This is a genomic window from Achromobacter sp. SLBN-14 (assembly GCF_006715415.1).
Classification (GTDB): domain Bacteria; phylum Pseudomonadota; class Gammaproteobacteria; order Burkholderiales; family Burkholderiaceae_B; genus Achromobacter; species Achromobacter mucicolens.
This window is the reverse complement of sequence record NZ_VFNE01000001.1, coordinates 5018962-5043918: the sequence shown is the minus strand read 5'-3', so window position 1 is coordinate 5043918 and position 24957 is coordinate 5018962. Positions and strand designations below refer to the sequence as shown.

Here is a 24957-nt window from a genome sequence, read left to right as displayed (position 1 = left end):
GCCCATAGCCGAAATCATACGCCCGCGACTCGCCGATCGGCGCAAATGCAGGCGCGCGTGAATCTGACGTGTAAAGACTAGGTGTCTGACACCCTGGCGAGACGGTCGCCGCACCACGGATGTGCCCCAAGGGTGTCAGACACCGGCCCACCGGCGCAGCAGCCCCTACGGCAAGTTTTCCCGAAATATCACCTGGCTGCGCGCCAATTCCACCCCGTTCATCGCACTGCGTTTATCCCGCAAATTGCTGAAAATGCGCACGCAGCTCATCAGCGCTTCCATGGGGCTTTGCGTGATGACGGCGTCCATCGTGCCGTCGATCAGGAGCGCACGCGTGTCGGGCGTCAACCCGTGCCCGATGAACACCACGCGGTGCTGCTGCCCTGCCTCTTTCAACGCCCGGGCCACGCCGTCCGACGCGCCGCCGATGTTGTAGATGCCGGCGAGCTGCGGATACTGCTCCAGCAACTGGCGCGTCTGCTCGTAGTTGCGCTGCGCATCGTCATAGCCTTCACGCAGGTCCACCACCTGCATCGCCTGAAACTGTTCGGCATACAACTGCAGAAATCCGCTCTCGCGCTCTTCATGGGCGCGGTAGTGCCGCGATCCCGCGATCAGCGCGACGTGCGCCGCGCGCAGGCCGATGAAGCGCGCGATCAGGTAGCCGGCCGTGCGCCCCGCCGCGCGGTTGTCCAACCCCACGTACGCCGTGCGGGCGCTGTTGGCGATGTCGGAAATCAGCGTCACCGTGGGCACGCCCTGCTGCGCCAGCGCGTTGACGGCCTCACGCACCACCGGGTGTTCCAGGGCCATGAATGCGATCCCGTCGGCGCGCTTGCCGTGCTTGGCCAGCGCCTGCGCCAGTGCGTCCGGATTGAAGCTCTCCACGTATTCGACGTGGCACTTGGCGTTCAGCGGCGCAAAGTGCTCGTGCGCAAAGTTGACGGTGTCGCCCAGCATGCGCAAGTAACGGTTGCTGCCGCGCGGCAGCAGGAACACCAGCCGCATCGGCTCGGGGGCGGCCGCCGCATACGCGGCTTCGTCCGGCAGGTAGTCCAGATCGATGGCCGCCTTGAAGACCTTTTGCGCGGTGGCCGGGCGCACGCCCGGGCGGCGATTGAGCACGCGGTCGGCGGTGGCGGTGGACACGCCGGCGCGGGCGGCAACATCGGCCAGGCGGGCAAGTCCACGAGAGGAGGCGTTTTTATTCACATCAAAAACCATCATGAATAAGATTTGACGATGATACCGCCTATTCACTATTGTCCATTCTGCCGCACGGCTTAGGCGGTTTTGTGGCACATCAAAAAACATCATAAGCACGACAACGGAGACAACCATGAAGCTGCTTACACGCCGCAGTGCCCTGCGCCGCCTTTGCGCGGTCCCCGCCCTTGCCGTCGCCGGCACCGGCTTTCCGCTGATCGCCCGCGCCGCCGATTACTCGCTCAAGTACGGCAACAACCTGCCGGTGACGCATCCGCTGAACATCCGCGCGCAGGAAGCGGCCGAACGCATCCTCAAGGAAAGCAACGGCCGCGTCGACATCAAGATCTTCCCGAACAATCAGCTTGGCGGCGACACCGACATGCTGGCCCAGGTGCGTTCCGGCGGCATCGACTTCTTCACGCCGTCCGCCCTGGTGATCGCCACGCTGGTGCCGGTGGCCGCCATCAATGCGGTCGGCTTCGCGTTCAAGGACTACGACCAGGTCTGGAACGCCATGGACGGCGCGCTGGGCGCCCACGTGCGCGCCGCCATCGCGCAGCGCAAGCTCTATGCCTTTGAAAAGATGTGGGACAACGGCTTTCGCCAGACCACCAGCAGCAAGGGCCCGGTCAATACCGCCGCCGACATGGACGGCCTGAAGATCCGCGTGCCCGTGAGCTCGCTGCCGATCTCCATGTTCAAGGGCCTGGGCGCCGCGCCTGCCAGCCTGCAATTCAGCGAGGTCTATTCGTCGCTGCAGACCAAGGTGGTGGACGCGCAGGAAAACCCGCTGCCGATCATCCAGGTCGCCAAGCTGTACGAAGTGCAGAAGTACTGCTCGCTGACCAAGCACATCTGGGACGGCTACTGGTTCATCGCCAACGGCCGCATGTGGGAAGGCCTGCCCGCCGACCTGAAGACGGTCGTCGCGCGCGGCATCAATGAAGCGGGCCTCGCGCAGCGCGAAGACATCAAGAAGCTCAACGCCTCGGTGCAGGCGGACCTGGAAGCCAAGGGCCTGGTGTTCAACCAGCCGTCGGCCGACAGCTTCCGCGAGCAACTGCGCACCGCGGGCTTCTACAAGGAATGGCAGGGCCGCTTCGGCAATGAGGCCTGGGGCCTCCTGGAGCAGTCCGTCGGCAAGCTGGCCTGAGGTCGCGCGTCATGGCCTCCCTGTCCGCTCCCCACGCCGCGGCGCCCGCGCTGCCGGCCAATCCCCTGCGCCGGGCGGCCGGCGCGCTCGACACCGTGCTGGGCACCGTGGTCGAACACGTTGCCGCAGCCATCGTGCTGGTCGAGATCATCGTCCTGTTTGCTGGCGTGGTGTCGCGCTACGTGTTCCATAGCCCGCTGGTCTGGTCCGATGAACTTGCCTCCATCCTGTTCCTCTGGCTGTCCATGCTGGGCGCCGTCGTGGCCCTGCGGCGCGGCGAACACATGCGCATGACGGCGCTGGTGAACAACGTCAGCCCGGCACGCCGGGCGCAGCTGGAAACCGCGGCGCTGGCGGCATCGCTGGCCTTTCTGGTGCTGATCCTGGCGCCCGCCATCGAATATGCGCACGAAGAGCATTTCATCATCACCCCCGCGCTGGAGCTGAGCAACGCCTGGCGCGCCGCCGCCATCCCGGTCGGCATGGGGCTGATGGGCATCATCGCGCTGCTGCGCCTGTTGCGCACGCAGCCGCTACCGCAGGTTGCGATGGCGCTGGCCGGCGTGGCCGCCGTCGTCGGCATCTTCTGGATGGCGCAGCCGCTGTTCTCGGGGCTGGGCAAGCTGAACCTGGTGATCTTCTTCGTAGGCATCGTCGCCGCCACCGTGTTCTCGGGCGTGCCGATCGCGTTTTCCTTCGCGCTTGCCACGTTCTCGTACCTGGCGCTGACCACCAACACGCCGATGGTCGTCATGGTGGGCCGGCTGGACGAAGGCATGTCGCACCTGATGCTGCTGGCGGTGCCGCTCTTCATCTTCCTGGGTTCGCTCATCGAAATGACGGGCATGGCGCGCGCCATGATCCAGTTTCTGGCCAGCCTGCTTGGCCACGTGCGCGGCGGGCTGTCCTACGTGCTGATCGGCGCCATGTACCTGGTGTCCGGCATCTCGGGTTCCAAGATCGCCGACATGGCGGCGATCGCGCCCGTGCTGTTCCCCGAAATGAAGAAGCGTGGCGCCAAGCCCGGCGACCTGGTCGCCCTGTTGTCGGCCACCGGCGCGCAGACCGAAACGATTCCGCCGTCCATCGTGCTCATCACCATCGGTTCGGTGACGGGCGTGTCGATTGCCGCGCTGTTCACGGGCGGCCTGCTGCCCGCCGTGGTGCTGGGCCTGGCCCTGTGCACCGTGGTCTGGTGGCGCTACCGCAAGGAAGACCTGAGCCGTGTGCAGCGCTTCACCTTCAAGGAGATCGGCCGCTTCTTCATGATCGCGCTGCCCGCAGTGGCCCTGCCCTTCGTGATACGCGCCGCCGTCGTCGAAGGCGTGGCGACCGCCACCGAGGTCTCCACCATCGGCATCGTGTACTCCGCCGTCGTGGGCCTGTTGATCTACCGCTGCTTCGACTGGGCGCGTGTCAAGCCCATGCTGATCGAAACCGCGTCGCTGTCTGGCGCCATCATGCTGATCGTAGGCTGCGCGACCGCCATGGCGTGGGCGCTGACGCAATCCGGTTTCTCGGGCGACCTGGCCAAGCTGATGGCGGGCATGCCCGGCGGCAGCTACGGCTTCCTGGCGGTGTCCATCGTGGCCTTCATCATCCTGGGCAGCGTGCTGGAAGGCATCCCCGCCATCGTGCTGTTCGGTCCCCTGCTGTTCCCGATCGCGGTGCAGGCCGGCGTGCACGAGGTCCACTACGCGATGGTCGTGATCTTTGCGATGGGCATTGGCCTGTTCGCCCCGCCCTTCGGTGTCGGCTACTACGGCGCCTGCGCCATCAGCCGCGTCGATCCCAACGAAGGCATCCGCCCGATCTGGGGCTACATCGGCGCGCTGCTGATCGGCCTGATCGTCGTGGCCGCCTTCCCCTGGTTCTCCATCGGTTTCCTGTGACGCGACGCGGCCCCTCGCGGGCCGCGCCCTTCCCGTCCCTCAGCCACCCCTTTTATAAAGATCCATCATGAGTCGTTTCCTGGGCGAGATCCGCCAACTCGGTTATGTCGTGCACGACATCGAAGCCGCCATGGACTACTGGAGCACCAAGCTCGGCGTGGGCCCCTGGTACTACAACCCCCGCGTGCCGATCGTGAACTATGAATACGACGGCCAACGCCACGAGCCCCACAATTCCGTCGCGCTGGCCAACTCCGGCTACGTGCAGGTCGAACTGATCCAGACCCGCAACGACGTGCCGTCCATGTACCGCGACTTCCTGCAGGCCGGCCGCACCGGGCTGCAACACGTCGCCTACTGGACCGAAAGCTACGACGCCGATCTGGAGCGCCTGCTGGCGCAGGGCTTCAAACCCAAAATGAGCGGCGAAGTCGGCGAAAAGGGCCGCTTCATCTATTTCGACACCGAATACCACCCCGGCACCGTCATCGAGCTCTCCGAAGTCGCCGGCCCCAAGGGCCGCCTCTTCGACCTGATCCGCGAAAGCTCGGTCAACTGGGACGGCAAGGACCCCGTCCGCGCCTTCCCCGACCTGAGCCGCCTCTGATACGCCCCTGCCGCACACCGCCACCATGAATTCCCAATCGTTTACCGCCACCTACCTGATTGAAACCCCCGTCGACCCCGCCAAGGTCGCGGAAGTCATGGCCGGCGAGCAGTCCTGCGGCACCTTCACGCGCGTTCAGGGCGAAACCGACGAGCTGCGCGCCCGCGCGCGCGCGCGCATCGAATCTATCGAAACGCTGGAAACGGTCGACGCGCCCAGCCTGCCCAACGCCTACCTGGCGCGCCAGCCGGGCGGCATGCCTAGCAAATTCCAGCGCGCGCGGATTCGCATCGCGTTTCCCGTCGCCAACGTGGGCGCCAACCTGCCCACGCTGGCGGCCACCGTCGGCGGCAATCTGTACGACTTGGGCGAGGTCACCGGCTTGCGGCTCGAAAGCATGGAACTGCCCGCCAACTACCGCGCACAATTCGACCTGCCGCAGGTGGGCATCGCTGGCACGCGCGCGCTGACCGGCGTGGACAAAGGGCCGCTGGTCGGCACCATCATCAAGCCCAACGTCGGCCTTTCGCCCGAGCAGACCGCGCATCTGGTGGCCCAGCTTTGCGCGGCTGGCGTGGACTTCATCAAGGACGACGAGGTGTGCGCCAACCCGGCCCACGCCCCGCTCGCCCAACGCGTCGCCGCAGTCATGGCCGTGGTGCGCGCGCACCGCGAACGCACCGGCCGCAACGTGATGGTGGCTTTCAACATCACCGACGAAACCGACGCCATGCGCCGCCACGCCGACCTGATCGAACGCGAAGGCGGCACCTGCGTCATGGCCAGCCTGAACTGGTGCGGTTACTCGGCCATCCAGACCCTGCGCCGCAACACGCCGCTGGCGCTGCACGGCCACCGCAACGGTTTCGGCGCGCTGTCGCGCCATCCGTTGCTGGGCATGGGATTTCAGGCGTACCAGACGCTGTGGCGGCTGGCGGGCGTGGATCACATGCACGTGCACGGCCTGCAAGGCAAGTTCTCGCAGGAAGACAGCGAGGTCGTCGAGTCCGCGCGCGACTGCCTGGCATCGCTGACCCCGGGCATCGACGACGCCGTCATGCCCGCCTTCTCGTCGGGTCAATGGGCCGGCACCGTGCCCGCCACCTGGGCCGCCGTGCGCAGCGACGACCTGCTCTTCATGTCGGGCGGCGGCATCCTGGCCCACCCCGACGGCCCCGCCGCCGGCATGCAAAGCATCCGCCAGGCCTGGCACGCAGTGCGCGACAACCAGACCCTGCAAGACTACGCCCGCAACGCACCCGAACTGCAGCGCGCGCTGGAATTTTTCGGAAGCCGCGCATGATTGGCGGCACCGCGCCGCAGGTGTGCTGGTATGGCGACGACTTCACCGGCGCCACCGACACGTTGGCCGAGGTCGCCCGCGCCGGACTGCGCAGCCTGCTTTTTCTGAGCGTGCCTTCTGCCGCGCAACTGGAACGTGCCGGGCCATTGGATGCCATCGGCATCGCGGGCGCGGCCCGCGGCATGGCGCCAGCGGAGATGACGGACGAGCTGCGCGCGGTCGGTGCATTCATGGCAGGCACAGGCGCGCGCGTGCTGCACTACAAGTGCTGTTCCACCTTTGACAGCGCGCCGCACGTCGGCAGCATTGGGGTGGCGGTGCGCGAATTGCGTCAGCATTTTGCGAATCCCATCGTGCCGATCGTGGGTGGGCAGCCCAGCATCGGCCGGTATTGCAGCTTTGCCAATCTATTCGCGCGTGCAGGTTCCGCGCCGGAGGTTCACCGCATTGATCGCCATCCCGTGATGAGCGTGCATCCCGTAACACCCATGCACGAGGCGGATTTGCGATTGCACCTGGAGGCGCAGGGTTTGGCGGGCATCCGCTCGGTGCCGCACACGGCCTACCCTTCGGCCTTGGAACCGGGTGCGAAGGCGGCTGCAGCCACAGCTGAGTACACCGCCGCGCACTCAGCCGCGCTTGATGCCTGGATCGATCAGGTCATCGAAAGCACCGACGGTCCGCTGCTGCTGGATCTGGTGGACGAATCGCAGCTCCCGGTGATCGGCCGTTTGATTCAACGCGCGGCTTCCCGCGCGCCCCTTTTGGCCGTCGGCCCCAGCAGCGTGCAACAGGCGCTGGCCCGGGCTCGGCCCGAGGGGTACGCCGACGCAGCACCGGCGACACCACTCGGCCCTGCCAATAGCCCGGTGCTGGTCGTCGCGGGCAGCCTGTCGCCCGTCACCGCCCGGCAGATCGCCGCATGCGAAACCTATACGCGCCAAGCGTTGCACGTCGAACGGCTGCTGGCGGATGACGACTACGCCGCGCAACAGGTCGCGTTGGCCGCCGCCACGCTGGCCCAAGGCCGCAACGTGCTGGTGCATACTGACAAACCTGCCGGCGCCGTCAACGCAGACCTGACCACCGCCACCGCCCGCGCCACCGCCAGGCTGGTTGCCGACATCGTGCGCGCCAGCGCCCAGGCCGGTCACCGGCTGAACCGCATTGGGATTGCCGGCGGCGACACGTCCAGCCAGGCAACGCTTGCCTTGGGATTGTGGGGCTTGGCGTTTCGCTGCGTGCTGGCGCCGGGCGTGACCGTCAGCGTTGCACGCAGCGACGATCCGGTGACAGACGGGATTGAGCTGATGCTCAAGGGCGGGCAGATGGGCGGGGATCGGCTGTTTGACGAGTTGGCGGCCGGCAAGGTCTGACCTCCGGGCCACGCGCTCTGACGTGCCGGGGCGGCTAACGACCATGCCAATACCGTCTCGCACGCTCGCGCTGTCCCCACACTTCCAACACATCCGGCCAAGACGCCGCCATCACGGCGCCGTCCCGGTCGCTACGCCAGAAGCTGGCGCCCGCCCGACTCCAACGCAGCTCCACCGCCCGTGCCGGGTGACGGAACCGGTTCAGGTGCCCAGCCTGCGCAATGGCATGGACGGCTTGCGTCGCGTTCACCAGGTCATGCCCCGACGACGACCCAGACCCGTGATGCGGCGCCACCACCACATCGGCACTGGCAAGCCCCTGCGCCACCATGTCCCGCTCCTGCGCCACGCCGACATCCCCTGTCAGCAACAGGGAATGGCTTGCCCCCTCCACGCGCAGCACGCAACTGTCGGCATTGCGGTCATCTGCCTTCGCGCTGCGTTCTGACGGCCCCGGGTGCAGGAAGGTGAACACCACCCCGTCCGCTTCCCACCCCAGCCCTCGTTCGCACCGCGCCATCGTATCGGGCAACACCGGTTCGGCATTGCCGACGTCGGGCCACAACCTTGCGTCGCGCCGTAGATAAGCGGGCAGATCGAACGACGTATAACTTCGCCCCACCGGCACCGCCCCCAGCACCGCCCGCGTGCCGCCCACATGATCCATGTCGGCATGCGACAGCACCAGCACATCCAGCCGCCCGATCCCCCGCGCTTGCAGGAACGGCGCGACGACCCGTTCGCCCGCATCGCTGCCGCCGTAGCTGCGCGGGCCCGCGTCAAACAACAACGATTGTGTCGCCGTTTCCACCAGGATGGCGCTGCCCTGCCCCACGTCCATCGCGCTCATGCGCCAATGGCCCGGCTCAGGCTTGTCGGGCCGCCAGAACAGCAACGGCAGCATGCAGAACCATCCAAGGTGCCGTCCTGGCCAGCCCTTCGCCTGCAGGGCCCAGATCATGCCCGCCACCGCCAGCAGCAGCCAGGGCCAGCCGGCCGCGGCAACCGGCACGCTCGACCAGCTTGCATTGCCGACCCACGCAACCGGCGTCATGGTCAGGTCAAACGCGGCCAACCCGGCTTGCCCGGCCAACGCCGCCAGCGCCTCGGCGCCGGGCACGGACGACAGCGCCGCGCACAGCAGCGCCAGCGGCGTCACGATGAACGTCACCGACGGAATGGCGACGGCATTGGCAAACGGCGAACCCAGCGACACCTGATGCACCAGAAAGGCCAGCAACGGCATCAGCCCTACCGTGACCATCAGTTGCACGTGCGCGGCTTGCCCCAGCCGGGCCGCGCATCGCGCGCGCCAGCTGGCGTCTACATCGATCGGCGCGGCCACGATGCGCAACAGCACCGCCACCGCGCCGAACGACAACCAGAAGCCCGCAGACATCGGAGCCCACGGGTCCAGCGCCACCACCGCCGCCGCCGCGCAGGCCAGCACCCGATCACCCGACAAGGGCAGCCGCGACAACGCCGCCCCCAACACCACCAGCAACATGAAAAACGTGCGGCGTGCGGGCACGCCCCACCCCGCCAGCAGGCAATACAGCAACGCGATCACCGCCGCTACCGCCCCGCCGGCAACGCGCGCAGGGATCCGCTCGGCAAGTCCCACGCCCCGCCACCGCACGCGCCGCCAAAGCGAAGACGCCAGCAACCCAGCGATACCGGCAATCGATGTCACGTGCATGCCGCTGATCGACACCAGATGCGTGATGCCGCTGCGATTGAAGATCCGCCAGTCGTCTCGCGCCACGCCGGCCTGATCCCCAATCGCCAACGCAATCAGCACCGGCGCGTAACGATGCTCGCCCAACGCCGCGCGCATGCCCTCGCGCACGAGATGCCGGGCGCGTTCGATGGCAATGCCGGGCGTGGCCCACGGCCGGTCGTCCAGCAGGACGGGCTGCCCGCGCACGGTTCCCGTGGCGCGAATGTCGTTGGCAAACATGCGCCCCTCCACATCCGGCCCCGCGGGATTGAGCAAACCGCGCGGCCGCCGCAGCACCAGCGCCATCCGCCACACTTGCCCGGGCAGCACCTGCGGCACGGCCTGGTTGGACCCCGCACCCGCCTGCCAGGTGACCTGGACGTGCGAGGGAATGCCGGGACGAGCGGGCGGCATCACCTCGGCCAGGAAGCGCTGGCGCTTCGCGTCGCCATCGGGCAATGCGGCCACGCGCAGCACCAGCCGCGACACCTGATCCTGATGCGCGTCGGCAAGCCCATCGTCCAACCGTTGCTGCGCTTGCAGCGCCGCATTCAAGAAGCCGGCCGAAAGCCCCAACGCCAGCGCCGCAAGTACCCGCCATTGAAGATTCCCGACGCGAACCCACACGGCGCAGGACGCAAAGCCCCCGGCGGCCCCTAGCCACAGCACGAGCGAACCCGGCAGAGATGGCAGCATCTGCACCAGCCCCGAGCCCGCGACAAACGCAATACAGAACGAGCGGCCCGTGATGGTCTTCTCCCAGAAACCGAAGAGAGTAGGTCACGGCAAGAATGGGATTAGCGGCAAGTGAACGAATCGATCCCCCTCGGCCAGCCGACATCGTCCGGGCGTCAATGCAGTACGCCAAACGAAGAAATGGATTGGGTCTGACTCCCCGTCAGACCATGTGCACGCCATTGCTTGAGCGGCAGCACACGGCCTGGGGGCTCTTCAAAGTTGAGGTTAATTGCCGACCGGAATCGGATTGTCGGCGATCGACTGGTTGAAGGCGTTGACGAGTTCATGCTCGCTGGAGCCAGGGTTGTCTCGCATTGCTTGAATGGCATCGACATACACTTCGTCCTTGCCACTCGCCAAGCCTTTCATGGTGTCCGCCACGAAGTCGGCCAGCGGCATGGCGCGTGCATCCCCACTCTTGTAAATCAGGTCAGTATCCACCCAGGGCGGCGCAACCTCGATGACCTTCACTCCGCTCTGACGCAGGGAAAAGCGTTGCGACAGCGTGTAGGAGTGCATCGCGGCCTTGGTAGCCGAATAGAAAGCGTTGGTGGCGATCGGGACGAATGCCAGCACCGACGAGTTATGAATCACAACGGCATTGGCTTGCTGCTTAAGATGGGGCAGCAATGCGGCGGTCATGCGGACGGGGCCAAGCAGATTGGTGTTCACCGTTGCAAGAATGCTGGCCTCGTCCACATCGCCGGCGGCATCGTCAAAGGGCATGATGCCGGCATTGTTGAAAAGCACATTCAGTTTCGGATAGTCGGCAACCAGTTTTGCTGCCACCGCCTTGATCTGAGTCGGGTCCTGGACATCCAGCTCGATGCCTTGCATACCCGGATTGGCGCGGGTCACTTCATCCAGCAAAGCCTTGCGACGGCCACTGATGATGACTTGGTTGCCCAGCCTGTGAAAGGCCTCCGCAATAGCGCGACCAATGCCTGAGGTGCCGCCAGTGATGAATATCGTATTTCCGGTCATGTTCATGATGAATCCTTTAACAACAAGTGAGATAACGGGTTCTGCAGCGAGGCGGAATCACTTGACCAAGTAACGTGCGCCCGGCGACGAGTGGCCAAAGCGGCTGGAAAGTTGCTTGCGAGCGGCTTCGAAGTTGTCCCAATCCGCGCCGTCTTGCAGGGGGGGAATGGTCACGACCTCCCCGATATCGAGGCCGGTCAGAGCGGCATCGACCATGTCCTCCGTGCGCATGACGATCTCGCCCGGAAGGTTGCTGTGCGGCAGTCCTGCCACGTCCCAGAATTCGGTCGCGGTGGCGCCTGGCAATACGGCCTGAATGCGCAAGCCCTTGGCTGCCAATTCATGATGCAGGGATTGTGTAAGCGCCAGGACATACGCCTTGGTGCCGCCGTACACGCCGTTCAGGATTTCCGGGCCGATGGCTGCGATGGAAGCGATGTTGATGATGGTGCCGCCACCTTGCTTGATGAAGACGGGCGCGGCGGCATAGGTCAGGCGAGTAAGGGCTGTGACGTTGAGGTCGATCATCTTGACCATCTCGCCAATCTCGCTCTGCGCAAGCGGCGTCACCGCGCCGAAGCCGGCGTTGTTGAGCAGCAGGTCAATGCCGCCATTGGCCAGAATGGTTTCCACTCGCGCCACTCCCTCGTTGCTGCCCAGATCAGCGTTGACGGTTTGCACGTTGCGCCCGGTGGCGGTCGAGATCCTTTCTGCGACCGCGCTCAGTCGATCCTGGTTGCGGGCCACCAGGATCAGGTCGAAGCCCCGACGAGCCAGTCGATCGGCATAGACGGCGCCGATTCCGGAAGACGCGCCAGTGATAAGTGCGGTTTTGTCAGTCATGGTCAAGCTCCTTGGTTGGAAGTGCCGCGTTGCGTTGTTGATGCGATGGAGCCATTGTGCTTCCAGCGGAAAAGACATTTCAGACAACAAACACGCAATTTCTGCCATCACTGACGACAAGACATAACAGACACGACCTTAAGTGACTGTTTAATAAGCAACAATTGACAATGCAGAGCTTTGGTGGCAATGTCTTCAACAATCAAAAACACGCATTTAAGGACTTCCATGATCAAGCGCATCGGACTGGTCGTCTATCCGGGCTTCCAAGCTTTGGATTTGGCTGCCCTCACCGTTTTCGAATTTGCAAACGGCTTGCAGAAAGACGTGGTGTACGAATTCGCTGCCTTATCGGTCTCGGGCGGACTCATCGAAAGTTCGACCGGCGTCGTTGTCGGCACCGAGGCGATAGGTTGGGGAAGCTATGACACGCTGCTCATCGCAGGCGCTACAAGCATTCCAAATGCGACACCTGACCTGATCGATAAAATTCGGCACGCAGCCGGAGCAACCCGGCGCGTGGCAAGCATCTGTACAGGTGCCTTCATCCTGGCCCAGACTGGCCTGTTGAACGGGAAACGGGCCACTACGCACTGGTACTTCGGAAGACTTCTGCAGGAGCAAAATCCCGAAATTCAGGTTGATGAGGACAAGATCTTCGTCAAGGATGGCGACATGTGGTCATCGGCCGGTGTGACAGCGTGCATCGACTTGTCGTTGGCGCTGGTCGAGGCTGACCTAGGCGTGGAAATCGCCAAGACCATATCGCGCCTCATGGTCGTCTACCACCGCCGTACGGGTGGGCAGTCGCAGTTCTCAGCGATGGCGGAAATGGAGCCTAGCTCTGATCGAGTCAAGGAAGCCCTAAGATTTGCGAAGGAGAACCTGAGCAAGGATCTGAGCGTCGAGGACCTGGCGGAACACGTGCATTGGAGTCCCCGTCATTTCAGCCGGATTTTTCAAATGCAAACAGGCATGGCGCCCGCGAAGGCGATTGAAAAGCTAAGAATCGAGGCTGCCGAGACGCTCATTGATCAGGGCCATGCATCAATAAGCCGTATTGCCTCGCTGACGGGATTTGGCGATGAAGAGCGCATGCGTCGCGCATTCATGCGGTCGCATGGCGTCACGCCGAAGGCCTTGGTCTTGCAGGCACGCAGCAAGCGCGACAACGTTTATATCAACTGATTCCAACACGCCGGAAAAATGTTCCCGGCGTGTTTTCCGCGCGCCGCGATTACGGAATTTCTGGAAAATCGATTGCCGTATCGTTCACGCGATTGAAGATGTTGGTGAATGTGATCACAGAGACGACCAAGCCAATTTCAACGATTTCGGCATCGCTGAATCCGGCGGACTTGATATCGGTAAAGGCCTCGTCGGCAAGCGTGCCAGGGTTGCTTGCAAGCTTGCGAACAAAGCGGGTAAGCGCATCGAAACGCACGTTTCCGGTAGATTGATCTGCAATGACCTGCTTCAACGTCTCTTGCGGAACGCCTGCCAGCTTGCCAACCAGAAAATGCGCGGCTTGGCAGTAATCGCAACCCGATGCCGAACTGACGGCCAGCTTGATGACTTCCTTTTCCTGTCTGCTCAAGGTGCCGGGCACACTGTCCGCCTGCAAGATGGCTTTCAGGGCGGCAGGGTTGTGTGCGCCGATGGCCGCGTAGGCATTCGGGACGCGACCAGCCGCCTTGCTGATCTGTGAAAAGAGTTCTGCAGTGGCTCCAGAGGCAGACTCAACCGGAGGGGTAACGATTCGGGACATGACTAACTCCTTTGAGAGCAAAGATGGGAGTAGTCACTGTATTTCTCTAAACGACGTTGCTGAAGACGAGCGAGGCTCAACAATATGCTCATTCGTCTCACACACCTGAAAGCGCAGAATTCGCGAACATGACCAATACTGACTGGCTAAGCAACCTGCTGGATATCGTGACAGTGAGAGGACGCCTGGAGGTGCGCTGCCTGTTTGGTGCCCCCTGGCGCGAGACGTTTGAACAGGCGCCTGCCGACGAGATTCCCTATCACGTGATACTGAGCGGCAATGCAGTGCTTGAACTTCCAGATCAGCCGCCGCAGCTTCTTGAGGCAGGGACGATTTTCATGGCGGTTGACGGTGGCCCGCATGTCCTGCATGACGGAAGTGGCAAGGCGCCCCTGCCGATCAAAAAGCGCAGTCTCGCCAACATCACGGTCGGCGAAAATCAAGGGCCGGGTGCCAAGATGGACATGTTGTGTGGACGCTTCATGCTGAAGCAACCCTATGACAGACTCATGCGCAAGCATCTGCCTCCCGCTCTGATCGTCAACACCAATCCGGATAATCTGGCGGACCGGAGCACCGAGCTCAATAACCTGATCGGTTTAATCCGCAATGAGTCAATGAATGAGCAGCTAGGCGGTCTCGCCATCCTTAACGCCTTGTCCACTGCTCTGATGGCGGTCGCATTGAGACATGCGGCAAAAGCCGAACAAGCCGCATCTGGATTGCTTGCTTTAACCAACAACCCGCGCTTGGCGCCGGCCTTGAATCAGATGTTTCAAGCGCCGGGACAAGCCTGGACACTCCCTGACCTGGCTGCCCTTTGCAATATGTCCCGCGCCACTTTCGTCAGGCATTTCCAGGAAGCGCTGGATTGTTCAGCAACGGAGTATTTGACGGACATACGCATGTCAAAGGCTGCACAACTCTTGCGCGAAAGTGGCGAATCCATCGGCGGCATCGCCGAGCGCGTGGGTTATCAGTCGGACGCGGCGTTTCAGCGCGTGTTCAAGCAGCATCTTGGCGTGACTCCCGCGCAATGGCGAAAATCACCTCGAGCCGATCTGGCGAATTGATTACCCCTGACTATGGTGTGACGTACGCACGCAGTACAGTAGCGCCACCCAACCATCAAGCCCCGCTTCCCATGAAAGGCTCCCGCAACTCCCTGTCTTCGCTGCGCATTTTCCTCACCGCCGCCGAAACGCTGAACTTCAGCCGCGCGGCCGAAGCGCTTAGCCTGACGCAAAGCGCGGTCAGCAAACACGTGGCGGCGTTGGAGGGCCGATTGGGCACCGCGCTCTTCAAGCGTATGCCTGCGGGGCTGCGGCTGACGTACGCGGGCGCCCTTTACCTGGAGCGCATCAGCGCGGCGGTGCGGCTCATCGACGAGGCTGACGCGCTGGTCGCCAACCCCGCGTCGCGCGTCGCACTGAACGTGGCGGTCTCGCCGTCGTTTGCGCAGTTTTTCCTGCTGCCCAGGCTGGCCGAGTTCTTTGAATTGCACCCTGAGATCCGCGTCAACATCCGCCCTCGCCTGCTGCATGGCCGCGACCGCTCCGAACGGTTCGACGCGGAGATCCAGCTTCACACGGGATATGTGTCGGGCATGAGCGCGCAGTATCTGTGCGGCCGCGAAATGGCGCTGGTGGCCGCACCCTCGGTGATCAAGCGCCATCCGGTCAAGTGCGTGGACGACATCGCCCGCTTGCCGTTGCTCAAGCGCGCCCAGCGCGGCTATGGCTGGGACGAGTGGCGGGCCGACGTCGCCCCGTTGTGGTCCGGCCCCCCCGCCACCGCGGCGGAATACGAAGGCTTTTCGATCCTGCTGCCGGCGGTGCTCAATGGTTTGGGCGCGGGCATCATGCCGCTGTGCATGGTGCTGGAGCATCTGGAGTCGGGACGCCTGGTGCGGCCTTTCGGCGAGGCCATCGAAGGCCGCTACGGCTATCACCTGATGCAGCCTCGTCCCAACGTGGGCGGCCCCTACTGCGAAGCGTTCTGCGAGTGGGTCATCGCCCAGGGCCAGGCGCTGAATAGGCAAACGCGGCAATACGCGGGCATCGCCTAGAACCTGACTGCTTTCAGGCCGCCGGCCCCGCAAAAGCACCTATTCCAGTTTGGAATATCCTATGCGCATACTTCCTTTGCGGGGGGCCAGCGCGCGCACCACAATGACGTGAATAATTCATGGATCACCATAGAAATCATGTTCAAGTGGAAAAAACTGCTGGCCGCCATGGCCATTCCCGCGTGCTTTGCAAGCGTGCAATCCGCCTCGGCCGCCTATCCCGATAAACCCGTCAAGATCGTCGTGCCGTATTCGGCGGGCGGCAGCTCGGACGTGGTGGCGCGGGCGATCAGCGATCAATTGAGTGCCGAGCTTGGGCAATCCGTCGTGGTGGAAAACCGCGCCGGTGCGGGATCGATGCTGGGCACCGCCTACGTGGCGACCGAAGCGCCCGATGGCTACACGCTGTTGCTGGCCGACGTGCCGTTCACCATCGTCCCGGCGCTGTACAAGGACCGGGTGAAATACGACGCGAAAAAGGATTTCGCGCCGATCACGCTGTTGGGCTTGTCGCCCATGTACCTGTTCGTGAATCCCGGGTTCGAGGCGCAGGACGTGCCGTCGCTGGTCAAGATCGCTTCGGCCAAGCCGGACACCGTCTCCATCGGTTCGGGCGGCAACGGCTCGCTGACCCATCTGATGGCCGAACTGTTCATGCAGAACACCGGCACCAAGCTCGCACATATCCCCTACAAAGGCGCGTCGGCTTCGGTCAATGACCTGGCCGGCCGCCAGATCGACGCCAGCTTTACGACAATGGCCTCGGCCGTTGCCCTGTTCCAGAGCGGCAAGATCAAGCCGATTGGCGTGTCCTCGCCCGCCCGTCAGGCCGGCACGCCGGACGTGCCGACTTTCCAGGAACTGGGCTACCCGGGCCTGACCGTGCAGAGCTGGTGGGGACTGGTCGCGCCGGCCGGCACGCCTGAGCCCGTCCAGAAAAAACTGTCGGAAGCGATGGCCAAGGTCATGCAGTCCGAGCCCGTCAAGCAGCGGCTCGCCAGCGTGGGCATGAACCTGCCGCCCGACACCAGCGCCGCAGCCCTCAAGGCGTTGCTGACGCAGGACTTCGCCCGCTGGGCCGATCTGGTCCAGCGCGCCAATATCACCTTCGAATAACACGCACGCAGCGCCGCGCGGCATGCGCGCGGCGCCGGAGACATTGATGACGACAAGCTGGCAACAGCAGGCCGCCGACGACGCGGCCTTGATGCACGATTTTCAAACCCTTTGCAGTTTTGGCGGACGCCTGTCCGGCACCGGGCAGGACGATGCGGCCATGGACTGGGCGCTGAACCGGCTCCGGGAAATCGGACCCGACGTGCGGCGCGTGCCGGTGCCCTACGATGGCTGGCGCTGCCTGTCCAGCCGCCTGACCCTGCTGGGCGACGCGCCCGAGGATCTGGAGTGCGTGCCCCTGCTGCGCTCGGCCTCCACGTCCGCGCAAGGCCTGGAAGGCGAAGTGCTGGATGTCGGCGCGGGCCGCCCAGAGGACTTCGAGCGTGCCGGCGATGCCGTGCGCGGCCGGATCGTGCTGGTGCGCCATGAATATCCGTTCTCGCAAACGCACGTGCACCGCCGCCGCAAATACGACATGGCGGTCGCTCAGGGCGCCGCCGCTTTCCTCATTGCCAACACGCTGCCCGGCGCGGGCCCCTTGTCCGGCTCCTCCGGCCGCCCCCGCGACGGCGCGGGCATTCCCGCGGCCTATATTGGCCACGAAGCCGCATCCGCATTGACCGCCCGGCCCGGCGCCCGTGTCCGCTTGCAGATCCAGGGCGAAGAGTTGCGCGATTCGATGGCCTGCGCGGGCGTTCTGGATCTGCCCGGCGGCCGGGACAGCCGGATCGTGATCAGCGCCCACATGGACGGCCACGACCTCGGCCAGAGCGCACTGGACAATGCCACGGGCGTTGCCGTCGCGCTGGCTGCCGCGCGGTTGCTGGCTAAACGGCTGGGGCCCGGCACGCCCGGACTGCGCATCTGCTTCTTCACCGCTGAAGAATGGGCGCTGGCCGGGTCGGCCCGCTATCTGGCCGACATGCCGGCCGCCGAGCGTCAACGGCTGAAGTTCGACATCAACCTGGACACCGTTGCGGGCGACGACACGCTCTGCGCGCTGATCAGCGACTATCCGGCGCTGGCGGAGGTGGTCCAGGACACCGCCGCGCGCGCCGGGTTGCCCGTGTCGCACTGGCTGCCTTTCATGCCGAACTCCGACCACGCCAATTTCGCCAAGCAAGGCATTCCTGCCCTGCGTCTGGTTGCAGGCTTCGAGAAGCCCGAATCCCGCGTGCGCCACATCCTGTCTCGCGGCGATTTGCCGGACATCATCCGGGAAGACGAACTGCGCAACGCGTTGGCCGTCACCTGCGCGATGGCGTCGCTGGCGCTGGAAATGACCGATCCGGAACTGGATGCGTTGAAAGCCGGTTCCACTTGCCCGCGCGTCTAGCGCAACCTCGGCGACCTTGATTGCCCGGCCGCGATGCGGGCCGGGCACGCCGCTTGCTGAATATCCGGTTCCACAGGCAGCACCCCGCTGCCTGATCCTTCCAAACCAAGGAGACCGATATGGCCGATCATGTGATCAAGGTGCTGAACAACCTCATCGAAACGTCGAAGAACGGCGAGAAGGGCTTCGCTTCGGCGGCGGAGGACGCGAAGGCTCCCGAGTTGCAGGAACTCTTTCGCAACCGCTCCCGCGATTGCGCCGCCGGCGCCGCGGAATTGCAAGCGCTCGTGGCGCAGATGGGCGGCGAGCCCGAGGACAGCGGCACGGTGGCCGGCGCCATGCACCGTGGCTGGACCAACATCAAGGCAGCGGTTTCCAGCCGCACCGACCTGACGCTGCTCGAGGAATGCGAGAAAGGCGAGGACGTGGCCAAGGCCGACTACGACAAGGCGCTGAAGGAAACGCTGCCGGAAAACGTGCGTGCCATCGTCGAACGCCAATACCAGGGCGTGCTGCACAACCACGACCAGATCCGCGACCTGCGTAACCGCTACCGCGCCACGACGTAAGCGTCGCGCTGCGAACCAAGCAGTACATGAAACGCCGCCTGCCCGATGCAACATGCGCCGGGCAGGCGGCGCGTTGCCGCCGGGCTATCGCATCAGTTCGGCATAAACGCGCTTGAACAAGGCAAAGCGCTCCTTCAGCCCCGCCAGTCCCCCGTTGATGCGCCGCGTAATCCGGGCAAAGTCTTCCAGATCGTCGTCATGGGTCCGGTCATCGGCCAACTCATTTAACCCGCGCGACTGCCAATACCAACCCGCGCTCAGCGCCGCCCATTTCGGGTCGGCCAGCAACTCGGGCGTCTTGACCAGGTCCACGCCCATCGCATCGCCTGCCGAATCGTAATTGCTGCGTCCCGTCAGCTGGATGATGCCTCGTCCGCGATATCGGTAACCATCGTTGCTTAGCGCATCGCCATTGCCCATCCGGTTTGCGTATACCAGATTTGCGAGTCCCTGCGGATTATTCACGTAAGGCATCGCGGACGCTTCATCCGGAAATCGTTTGGGCCACACCTTGGTCAACCGCGCGGCGGTCGAGTAATTAAGGTTTTCCTCGATCCGGTTGTATTGGCTGGATTCATAGCCCGTCTGCGCCAGAAAACTCGCCATGCGGTCAGGAGTTTCAATTTCGTATTTCTGAAACGCGGGCGCCAACGCTTGCGCCCACTCGGCGGGGGCTCTGCAGTCGGGAAACACGCGTTGAAGTTGTTCGGAACTCAGCATGGCGGTTCCTCTGCTTGCTTAAAGGTTCGTGCCGCCCGGGCGATAACGTCGCGTGCCCGATTTTCACGACGATCCGGGGCCGGTCAATGATTGTGAGCCTGCCGGGAAAACCGTCCATACCTCAAATTGCGTACACGCGCCGCCCCGAGCTTGCGCTTCCATGCCGTGGACGCGGGAAACAATTTATGACACACTCAGATATTTTTGGATACGTTCTTACTTTCTCGTCAATCAACCGACACCACGACCATGAATCGATCGACCAAGAATATGCTGAAACTCGCTGTTGCCTGCACCGCCGTCCTGGCGGCAACCGGATGCGCGAAAGTTCCGCTGGCTTCCGCAGAAGATAATCAAAAGGCCAAAACCTTTGCGGCGCCGGACGCCGGAAAATCCGGACTGTTTGTTTATCGCGACAGTTATGCGGGCAAGGCATTGAAGAAAGACGTGTATATCAATGGCAATTGCCTGGGCGAAACTGCCGACCGGGTTTTCTTCTACACCCAGGTCGAAGGCGACAAACAGCATAAGGTGTCGACCGAATCGGAATTCTCGCCAAACGATCTGCTGCTGACCATGGAATCCGGCAAAAACTATTTTGTCCGTCAGTTCATCAAGCTGGGCGTGTTTGTGGGCGGCGCTGGCGTCGAACAGGTGTCCGAAGAGGAAGGCAAACGCGTGATCTCCAAGCCCGAAGTGAAGCTGGCCGTCGAAGGACAATGCGGCTAGGCAGTGCGGCCTCCCGCGCCAGGACCGAATCCTTCGCGTCCCTCGCGGGAGCTTGACACCTTCCCCCTGCCCCCGGGAACATACGCCATCAACCCGGGGAGCGCGTCCCCGCGCAACATCCGCCCGGCATGCCCCATTCCCTTCTGACTCCCCTCGCCCATCACGCCCAGGACCTGCTGTCCGCCGTCCGCCGTGACGCGCCGCTGGTGCAGTGCCTGACCAACTTCGTTTCCATGAACTACGCGGCCAACGCCGTGCTGGCGATCGGGGCGTCGCCCGCCATGGTCCACGCCGAAGAAGAGGCCCCCGAGTTCGCCGGATTCGCCGGCGCGGTTGTCATCAATATCGGCACGCTTTCCTCGCCCTGGCTGCAAAGCATGCTGCTGACGGCCCAGGCCGCCGCGCACGCGGGTACTCCCTGGGTGCTTGATCCGGTCGCACACCACGCCACCGCCTTTCGCCGTGACGCCATCCAGCGGCTGCTGGACCTCAAGCCCGCCATCATCCGCGGCAACGCATCCGAGATCATTGCGCTGGCCGGCGGCCTCAGCTCGGGCAAAGGCGTGGATGCGCGCGACGCCGTGGCGCATGCCGAGCAGTCTGCCCGGGACATCGCCACGCAGCGCCAGACGGTGGTGGCAGTGACGGGAGAAACCGATTACGTGACGGACGGCGCACGCGCCGTACACATCACGGGCGGCTCGCCGCTGATGCCGCGCGTGACCGCCACCGGGTGCGCGCTTAGCGCGGTGGTCGGGGCGTTTGCCGCGGTATCGCGCAACGATGCGTTTGCCGCGGCCGTGGCCGCGCTGTCGTGCTTCGGCATTGCGGGCCAGCGCGCCGCGTTACATGCCGACGGACCGGGATCGTTCGCATGGCGGTTCCTGGATGCGCTGGCCGCGCTGGAAGCGGATTGCCTGACGCGCGAGTCTCCCCTGCGTTGATTTGGCCCCGTGCATGTCACGGGTAGGTCACACACCGTCCCCAAAATTCTTTCCTTCAACACGGAGGAAAGACGGTGAAGCCACACCTACGCAAGATCTATGCAGTCACCGCCAGCTTTGCGCTGGTAGCCGGTCTGTCCGCCTGCGGCGGCGATGACGATGATGACGACACCACCGCGCCCGAGACGCCGCCGCAGGCCAGCGTGCCGCAAGGCGCCACGCTGGATGTCGCGATTCTGGGCACCACGGACCTGCATGCGAACGTGCTCGGTTATGACTATTACAAGCTTGCCGAAGACAAGAGCTACGGCATGGACCGCACGGCCACGCTGATCGCCAATGCGCGCAAGCAGCACCCGAACACGCTGCTGTTCGACAACGGCGACACGGTGCAGGGCACGGCGCTGTCGGACTATCAGGCGCTGGTGTCGCCGGTGCAGTGTTCCGACATGATCGCGATCTACAAGCAGATGAAGCTGCTGTCGTACGACGCGGCCACGATGGGCAACCACGAGTTCAACTATGGCCTGCCCTATCTGTCGCAGATCACCAATGTGGACTTCGGGCTGGCCGGCGTCGGCAAGGGCACGGCGCAGACGAACCCGGCGGGCGCCAAGGATTGCGCCGCCCCAGCATTTCCGTTCGTGTCGGCCAACGTTGTCTCGGCCGCCTCCAAGCAGCCGATCTTCAAGCCGTATGTGCTGCTGGAAAAGACCTTCAAGGCGACCGACACCACCGGCAAGTCCATCGACGTGCCCCTCAAGGTGGGCGTGATCGGCTTTGCGCCGCCGCCCATCATGCAATGGGACAAGGCCAATCTGGAAGGCCACGTGGAAGTCACGGGGTGGAAGGAGACCGCGGCGCGCTATGTGCCGGAGATGAAGGCCGCGGGCGCGGACCTGGTGGTGGCGCTGGCGCACGGCGGCATCGACCTGGCCACGGCCTACAGCCCCGACATGGAAAACGGCGCGGGCTATCTCAGTCAGGTGGCGGGCATCGATGCGCTCATCACGGGCCACCAGCATCTGCTCTTTCCCGACACGAACGCCAAGTCGCAGTTTGCCGGGCAGCCGGGCGTCGAACTGGAAAAGGGCTTGATCAACGGCGTGCCCACCGTGCAGGCCGGCCAATGGGGCAACAACCTGGGCCAGATCACGCTCAAGCTGGCGTATGACCAGGGCTGGAAGGTGCAGAAGGACGCCACGCAGGTGCAACGCATCTCGACAAGGCTGACCGCGCAAAGCGGATCCACGCCCGCGACCTACGTCGCGCCGGACTCGGCCGCGCAGCAGCTGGTGCAGGCCGAGCACGACGCGACCATCGGCTACGTAAAGACGCCGATCGGCCAAAGCCAGTTCGACATGGCCACGTACTACGCGCTGGCAGGCGACGTGTCCGCGCTGCAGATCGTGAACATGGCGCAGATCGACTACCTGTCCGACTACATCGCCAAGAACAGTCCGTCGTACGCGGGCCTGCCGATCCTGTCGGCCGCGGCGCCGTTCAAGGGCGGCCGCAACGGTCCCGGGGACTTCACGTATGTGAAGCAAGGCAACGTGGCCATCAACAACGCGGCCGACCTGTACCTGTACCCGAACACGCTGCAAGTGGTGCGAGTCAGCGGCGACATCGTCCGCCAGTGGCTGGAGAAGACGGCCGAGCAGTTCAAGCAGATCGACCCCGCACAGGTCGCGCCGCAGGACCTGATCGACACCGGCTTTCCCACGTTCAACTTCGACGTGCTGTATGCGGCGGGCAACGCGCTGCGGTATGAAATCGACGTGACGCAGCCGAAGGGCTCGCGCATCACGGCGCTGACGTACAACGGAGCGCCGCTGGACCTGACCGCGCAGTTCCTGGTGGTGACCAACAATTACCGCGCCAGCGGTGGCGGCGATTTCCCGGGTTTGGCCGGCGGCAAGGGCGACATCGTGCTGCAAGCGCCGGATGCCAGCCGCGACGTGCTGATCGCCTACATCAAGAAGAACCCGACGCTCGACCTGGCCACTTTCGGGCTGGATCGCAGCTGGCGCTTCACGCAGGTGAGCGGGCTTGCCGGACCGGTGGTGTTTTCGTCGGTGCCGGGCACACTGGCGATGGCCACGGCGCACGGCGTGACCAACGTCTCGGTGTACGACGCGACGCCGGACCCGGTGACGCAGCTGTCGCGTTACGCGATCGATCTGAACCAGTAAGCGGCCCGCCGCCTTACCGGTAGTAGACGCAGATGCGCTTGCCGCCGATTTCGTGCACGTCAATCGGCAGCTCGTACAGATCGCTCAGCACGTCCGGCCGGATCAGTTCGGCCGGCGTGCCGTGCCGGGCGATCCGCCCCTGACGCATCGCCACGATGCGGTCCGCGTAGCTGGATGCGAAATTGATGTCGTGCAGCACCAGCACCACCGTCTTGCCCAGTTCGTCGGCTGCCCGGCGCAGCGTGCCCATCATGGCGACGGCGTGCTTCATGTCCAGGCTGTTCAGCGGCTCGTCCAGCAACACGTAGCGCGTGCCCTGGCACAGCACCATGGCCACGAACGCGCGCTGGCGCTGGCCGCCGGACATCTCGTCCAGGTAGCGGCCGGCCAGCGGCTCCAGATTCAGATACGCGATGGCCTGGTCGATATGGACCTTGTCATCCATCGTCAGCCGCCCGCCCGTGTGCGGGTAGCGGCCAAACGCCACCAGATCCCTGACCGTCAACCGCAGCGGCAGGTGGTTGTCCTGACGCAGGATGGCCAGGCGCCGGGCCAGTTCACGGCTGTCGGCGCGCGTCACGTCCAGGCCTTCGACCAGCACCCGACCCGCGCTCATCGGCAACAGCCGGCTCACCATGGACAGCAAGGTGGACTTGCCCGCGCCGTTGGGCCCGATGATGGCGGTGACGCCGCCTGCCGGCAGATCCAGGCTGACATCGTCGATGACGACGGTGTCGCCGTATTGCTTGCTGACCTTCTGGATTTCTATCATCGGCGCCCCCTGCGCAGGATCAGGACGAGGAACATCACGCCGCCCACGAATTCAATCACCACGCTGACCGTGGTGTTCAGCCCCAGCACGCGCTCCAGCAGCGTCTGGCCGCCGACCAGGAATATGACGCTCAGCAGCATCGCGGCCGGCACGGTGTGCCGGTGCCGGTCCGACGCCATGGCGTGATACGCAAGGTTGCTGACCAGCAGGCCGAAGAACGTGACGGGCCCGACCAGCGCCGTCGACACGGACACCAGCACCGCAATGGCCGCCAATGTCAGCATGAGCGTGCGCCGGTAGTCCACGCCCAGGTTCAAGGCAATATCGCGCCCCAGCGCCAGCACGTCGTAGCGCCGGCGCATGCGCCAGATAAGGAGCGACGCCGCGCAGACGGCCGCCAGCGCGATCGGCAGCAACTCGATGCGCACCGAATTGAAGCTGGCGAACATGCGGTCCTGCAGAACCAGGAATTCATTCGGATCGATCAGCCGGACGACGAAACTGGACAGGCTGCGAAACAGCAGTCCGAAGACGATGCCGACCAGCATCATCAGATGCAGGCTGCGCACGGCATCGGAGAACAGCCAGCGGAACAGCAGGCACGCGAACGCCGTCATCGCGCACACTTCCAGGAGAAAGGCTTCGACCGGATGACTGGCGGTGGCCGCCGCCTGCCCAAAGCCAAACACCACAACCGCCTGGATCAGCAGGTACATCGCATCGAAGCCCATGATGGCGGGCGTCAGGATGCGGTTGTGGGTGATCGTCTGGAACAGCACCGAAGACACGGCCACCGCATAGGCCACCAGCAACATCGCCAGCAGCTTGCCGCCGCGAAAAGGAATGACGAATGACCACTGGCCATTGGCGCCCAGCGTCATGAAGGCCACGATGCAGAGCAGCGCAAAAGCCCCC

General features: G+C 64.2%; 22 protein-coding genes. 14 read left to right on the top strand and 8 right to left on the bottom strand.

Annotated elements, in window-relative coordinates; translation table 11 throughout:
• Positions 1 to 165: 165 nt before the first annotated feature.
• A complete protein-coding gene (locus tag FBY20_RS23120; protein WP_056319007.1) occupies positions 166 to 1227 on the bottom strand; it encodes a LacI family DNA-binding transcriptional regulator in 1062 nt (353 codons plus the stop codon).
• A gap of 112 nt (positions 1228 to 1339) precedes the next feature.
• Between FBY20_RS23120 and FBY20_RS23115 the strand changes: the two genes are divergently transcribed.
• The 5 genes from FBY20_RS23115 (at position 1340) to FBY20_RS23095 (ending at position 7540) form a co-directional block, all read left to right on the top strand.
• Positions 1340 to 2362, top strand: a complete 1023-nt coding sequence (locus FBY20_RS23115; RefSeq protein WP_056319004.1) for a TRAP transporter substrate-binding protein — start codon at positions 1340 to 1342, stop codon at positions 2360 to 2362.
• A gap of 11 nt (positions 2363 to 2373) precedes the next feature.
• A complete protein-coding gene (locus FBY20_RS23110) occupies positions 2374 to 4254 on the top strand; it encodes a TRAP transporter large permease subunit (protein WP_142054794.1) in 1881 nt (626 codons plus the stop codon).
• Between the two features lie 67 nt (positions 4255 to 4321).
• Positions 4322 to 4861, top strand: a complete 540-nt coding sequence (locus FBY20_RS23105) for a VOC family protein (RefSeq protein WP_056318999.1) — start codon at positions 4322 to 4324, stop codon at positions 4859 to 4861.
• A gap of 25 nt (positions 4862 to 4886) precedes the next feature.
• Entirely contained in the window at positions 4887 to 6164 is a 1278-nt protein-coding gene (locus FBY20_RS23100) for a ribulose-bisphosphate carboxylase large subunit family protein (RefSeq protein WP_142054792.1), read from the top strand.
• The gene (locus FBY20_RS23095; protein WP_142054790.1) at positions 6161 to 7540 is read left to right on the top strand and encodes a four-carbon acid sugar kinase family protein; all 1380 of its coding nucleotides are present in this window, start codon (positions 6161 to 6163) and stop codon (positions 7538 to 7540) included. Before FBY20_RS23100 ends, FBY20_RS23095 begins: the two co-directional genes overlap by 4 nt.
• Positions 7541 to 7574: 34 nt before the next feature.
• Here the strand turns inward: FBY20_RS23095 and FBY20_RS23090 are convergent, their stop codons facing one another.
• The 3 genes from FBY20_RS23090 to FBY20_RS23080 form a co-directional block, all read right to left on the bottom strand.
• On the bottom strand, positions 7575 to 9956 hold the full coding sequence (locus FBY20_RS23090; protein WP_142054788.1) for a DNA internalization-related competence protein ComEC/Rec2: 2382 nt from the start codon (positions 9954 to 9956) through the stop codon (positions 7575 to 7577).
• 267 nt (positions 9957 to 10223) lie between these two features.
• Positions 10224 to 10988 (bottom strand): SDR family oxidoreductase, encoded by a 765-nt coding sequence (locus FBY20_RS23085; protein ID WP_142054786.1) that lies wholly within the window; start codon positions 10986 to 10988, stop codon positions 10224 to 10226.
• A 51-nt stretch (positions 10989 to 11039) separates the two neighbouring features.
• On the bottom strand, positions 11040 to 11825 hold the full coding sequence (locus FBY20_RS23080) for an SDR family oxidoreductase (protein WP_142054784.1): 786 nt from the start codon (positions 11823 to 11825) through the stop codon (positions 11040 to 11042).
• 228 nt (positions 11826 to 12053) lie between these two features.
• On the opposite strand from FBY20_RS23080, the gene FBY20_RS23075 reads away from it, so the two are divergent.
• On the top strand, positions 12054 to 13013 hold the full coding sequence (locus FBY20_RS23075; protein ID WP_341465770.1) for a GlxA family transcriptional regulator: 960 nt from the start codon (positions 12054 to 12056) through the stop codon (positions 13011 to 13013).
• Between the two features lie 49 nt (positions 13014 to 13062).
• Here FBY20_RS23075 and FBY20_RS23070 read toward each other — a convergent pair whose 3' ends face one another.
• A complete protein-coding gene (locus FBY20_RS23070; protein WP_142054782.1) occupies positions 13063 to 13593 on the bottom strand; it encodes a carboxymuconolactone decarboxylase family protein in 531 nt (176 codons plus the stop codon).
• Between the two features lie 128 nt (positions 13594 to 13721).
• Here FBY20_RS23070 and FBY20_RS23065 point away from each other — a divergent pair, with 128 nt between their 5' ends.
• The 5 genes from FBY20_RS23065 (at position 13722) to FBY20_RS23045 (ending at position 18682) form a co-directional block, all read left to right on the top strand.
• On the top strand, positions 13722 to 14666 hold the full coding sequence (locus FBY20_RS23065; RefSeq protein ID WP_142054780.1) for an AraC family transcriptional regulator: 945 nt from the start codon (positions 13722 to 13724) through the stop codon (positions 14664 to 14666).
• 71 nt (positions 14667 to 14737) lie between these two features.
• A complete protein-coding gene (locus FBY20_RS23060) occupies positions 14738 to 15661 on the top strand; it encodes a LysR substrate-binding domain-containing protein (protein WP_160144431.1) in 924 nt (307 codons plus the stop codon).
• A 138-nt stretch (positions 15662 to 15799) separates the two neighbouring features.
• A complete protein-coding gene (locus tag FBY20_RS23055) occupies positions 15800 to 16777 on the top strand; it encodes a tripartite tricarboxylate transporter substrate binding protein (RefSeq protein ID WP_142054777.1) in 978 nt (325 codons plus the stop codon).
• A 46-nt stretch (positions 16778 to 16823) separates the two neighbouring features.
• Positions 16824 to 18113: a M28 family peptidase gene (locus tag FBY20_RS23050; protein ID WP_160144430.1), complete on the top strand. Its 1290-nt coding sequence runs from the start codon at positions 16824 to 16826 to the stop codon at positions 18111 to 18113.
• Between the two features lie 119 nt (positions 18114 to 18232).
• Entirely contained in the window at positions 18233 to 18682 is a 450-nt protein-coding gene (locus FBY20_RS23045) for a PA2169 family four-helix-bundle protein (protein ID WP_142054773.1), read from the top strand.
• Between the two features lie 84 nt (positions 18683 to 18766).
• Here the strand turns inward: FBY20_RS23045 and FBY20_RS23040 are convergent, their stop codons facing one another.
• Positions 18767 to 19402: a glycoside hydrolase family 19 protein gene (locus FBY20_RS23040; RefSeq protein WP_142054771.1), complete on the bottom strand. Its 636-nt coding sequence runs from the start codon at positions 19400 to 19402 to the stop codon at positions 18767 to 18769.
• A 249-nt stretch (positions 19403 to 19651) separates the two neighbouring features.
• Here FBY20_RS23040 and FBY20_RS23035 point away from each other — a divergent pair, with 249 nt between their 5' ends.
• The 3 genes from FBY20_RS23035 (at position 19652) to FBY20_RS23025 (ending at position 23270) form a co-directional block, all read left to right on the top strand.
• Positions 19652 to 20131, top strand: coding sequence for a DUF2846 domain-containing protein (locus FBY20_RS23035; RefSeq protein ID WP_255452451.1), 480 nt, complete (start codon positions 19652 to 19654; stop codon positions 20129 to 20131).
• A 128-nt stretch (positions 20132 to 20259) separates the two neighbouring features.
• Positions 20260 to 21075: a hydroxyethylthiazole kinase gene (gene thiM / locus FBY20_RS23030; RefSeq protein ID WP_142054769.1), complete on the top strand. Its 816-nt coding sequence runs from the start codon at positions 20260 to 20262 to the stop codon at positions 21073 to 21075.
• Between the two features lie 74 nt (positions 21076 to 21149).
• Complete coding sequence (locus FBY20_RS23025) at positions 21150 to 23270, top strand: 5'-nucleotidase C-terminal domain-containing protein (protein ID WP_142054767.1); 2121 nt, start codon at positions 21150 to 21152, stop codon at positions 23268 to 23270.
• A 13-nt stretch (positions 23271 to 23283) separates the two neighbouring features.
• On the opposite strand, the gene FBY20_RS23020 is transcribed toward FBY20_RS23025, so the two are convergent.
• Together FBY20_RS23020 and FBY20_RS23015 are read right to left on the bottom strand one after the other, a co-directional pair.
• Positions 23284 to 24042 carry an ABC transporter ATP-binding protein gene (locus FBY20_RS23020; RefSeq protein ID WP_142054765.1) on the bottom strand — a complete coding sequence of 253 codons (759 nt, stop codon included), beginning with the start codon at positions 24040 to 24042 and terminating at the stop codon, positions 23284 to 23286.
• A complete protein-coding gene (locus FBY20_RS23015) occupies positions 24039 to 24923 on the bottom strand; it encodes an iron chelate uptake ABC transporter family permease subunit (protein WP_142056171.1) in 885 nt (294 codons plus the stop codon). Before FBY20_RS23015 ends, FBY20_RS23020 begins: the two co-directional genes overlap by 4 nt.
• Positions 24924 to 24957 lie beyond the last annotated feature (34 nt).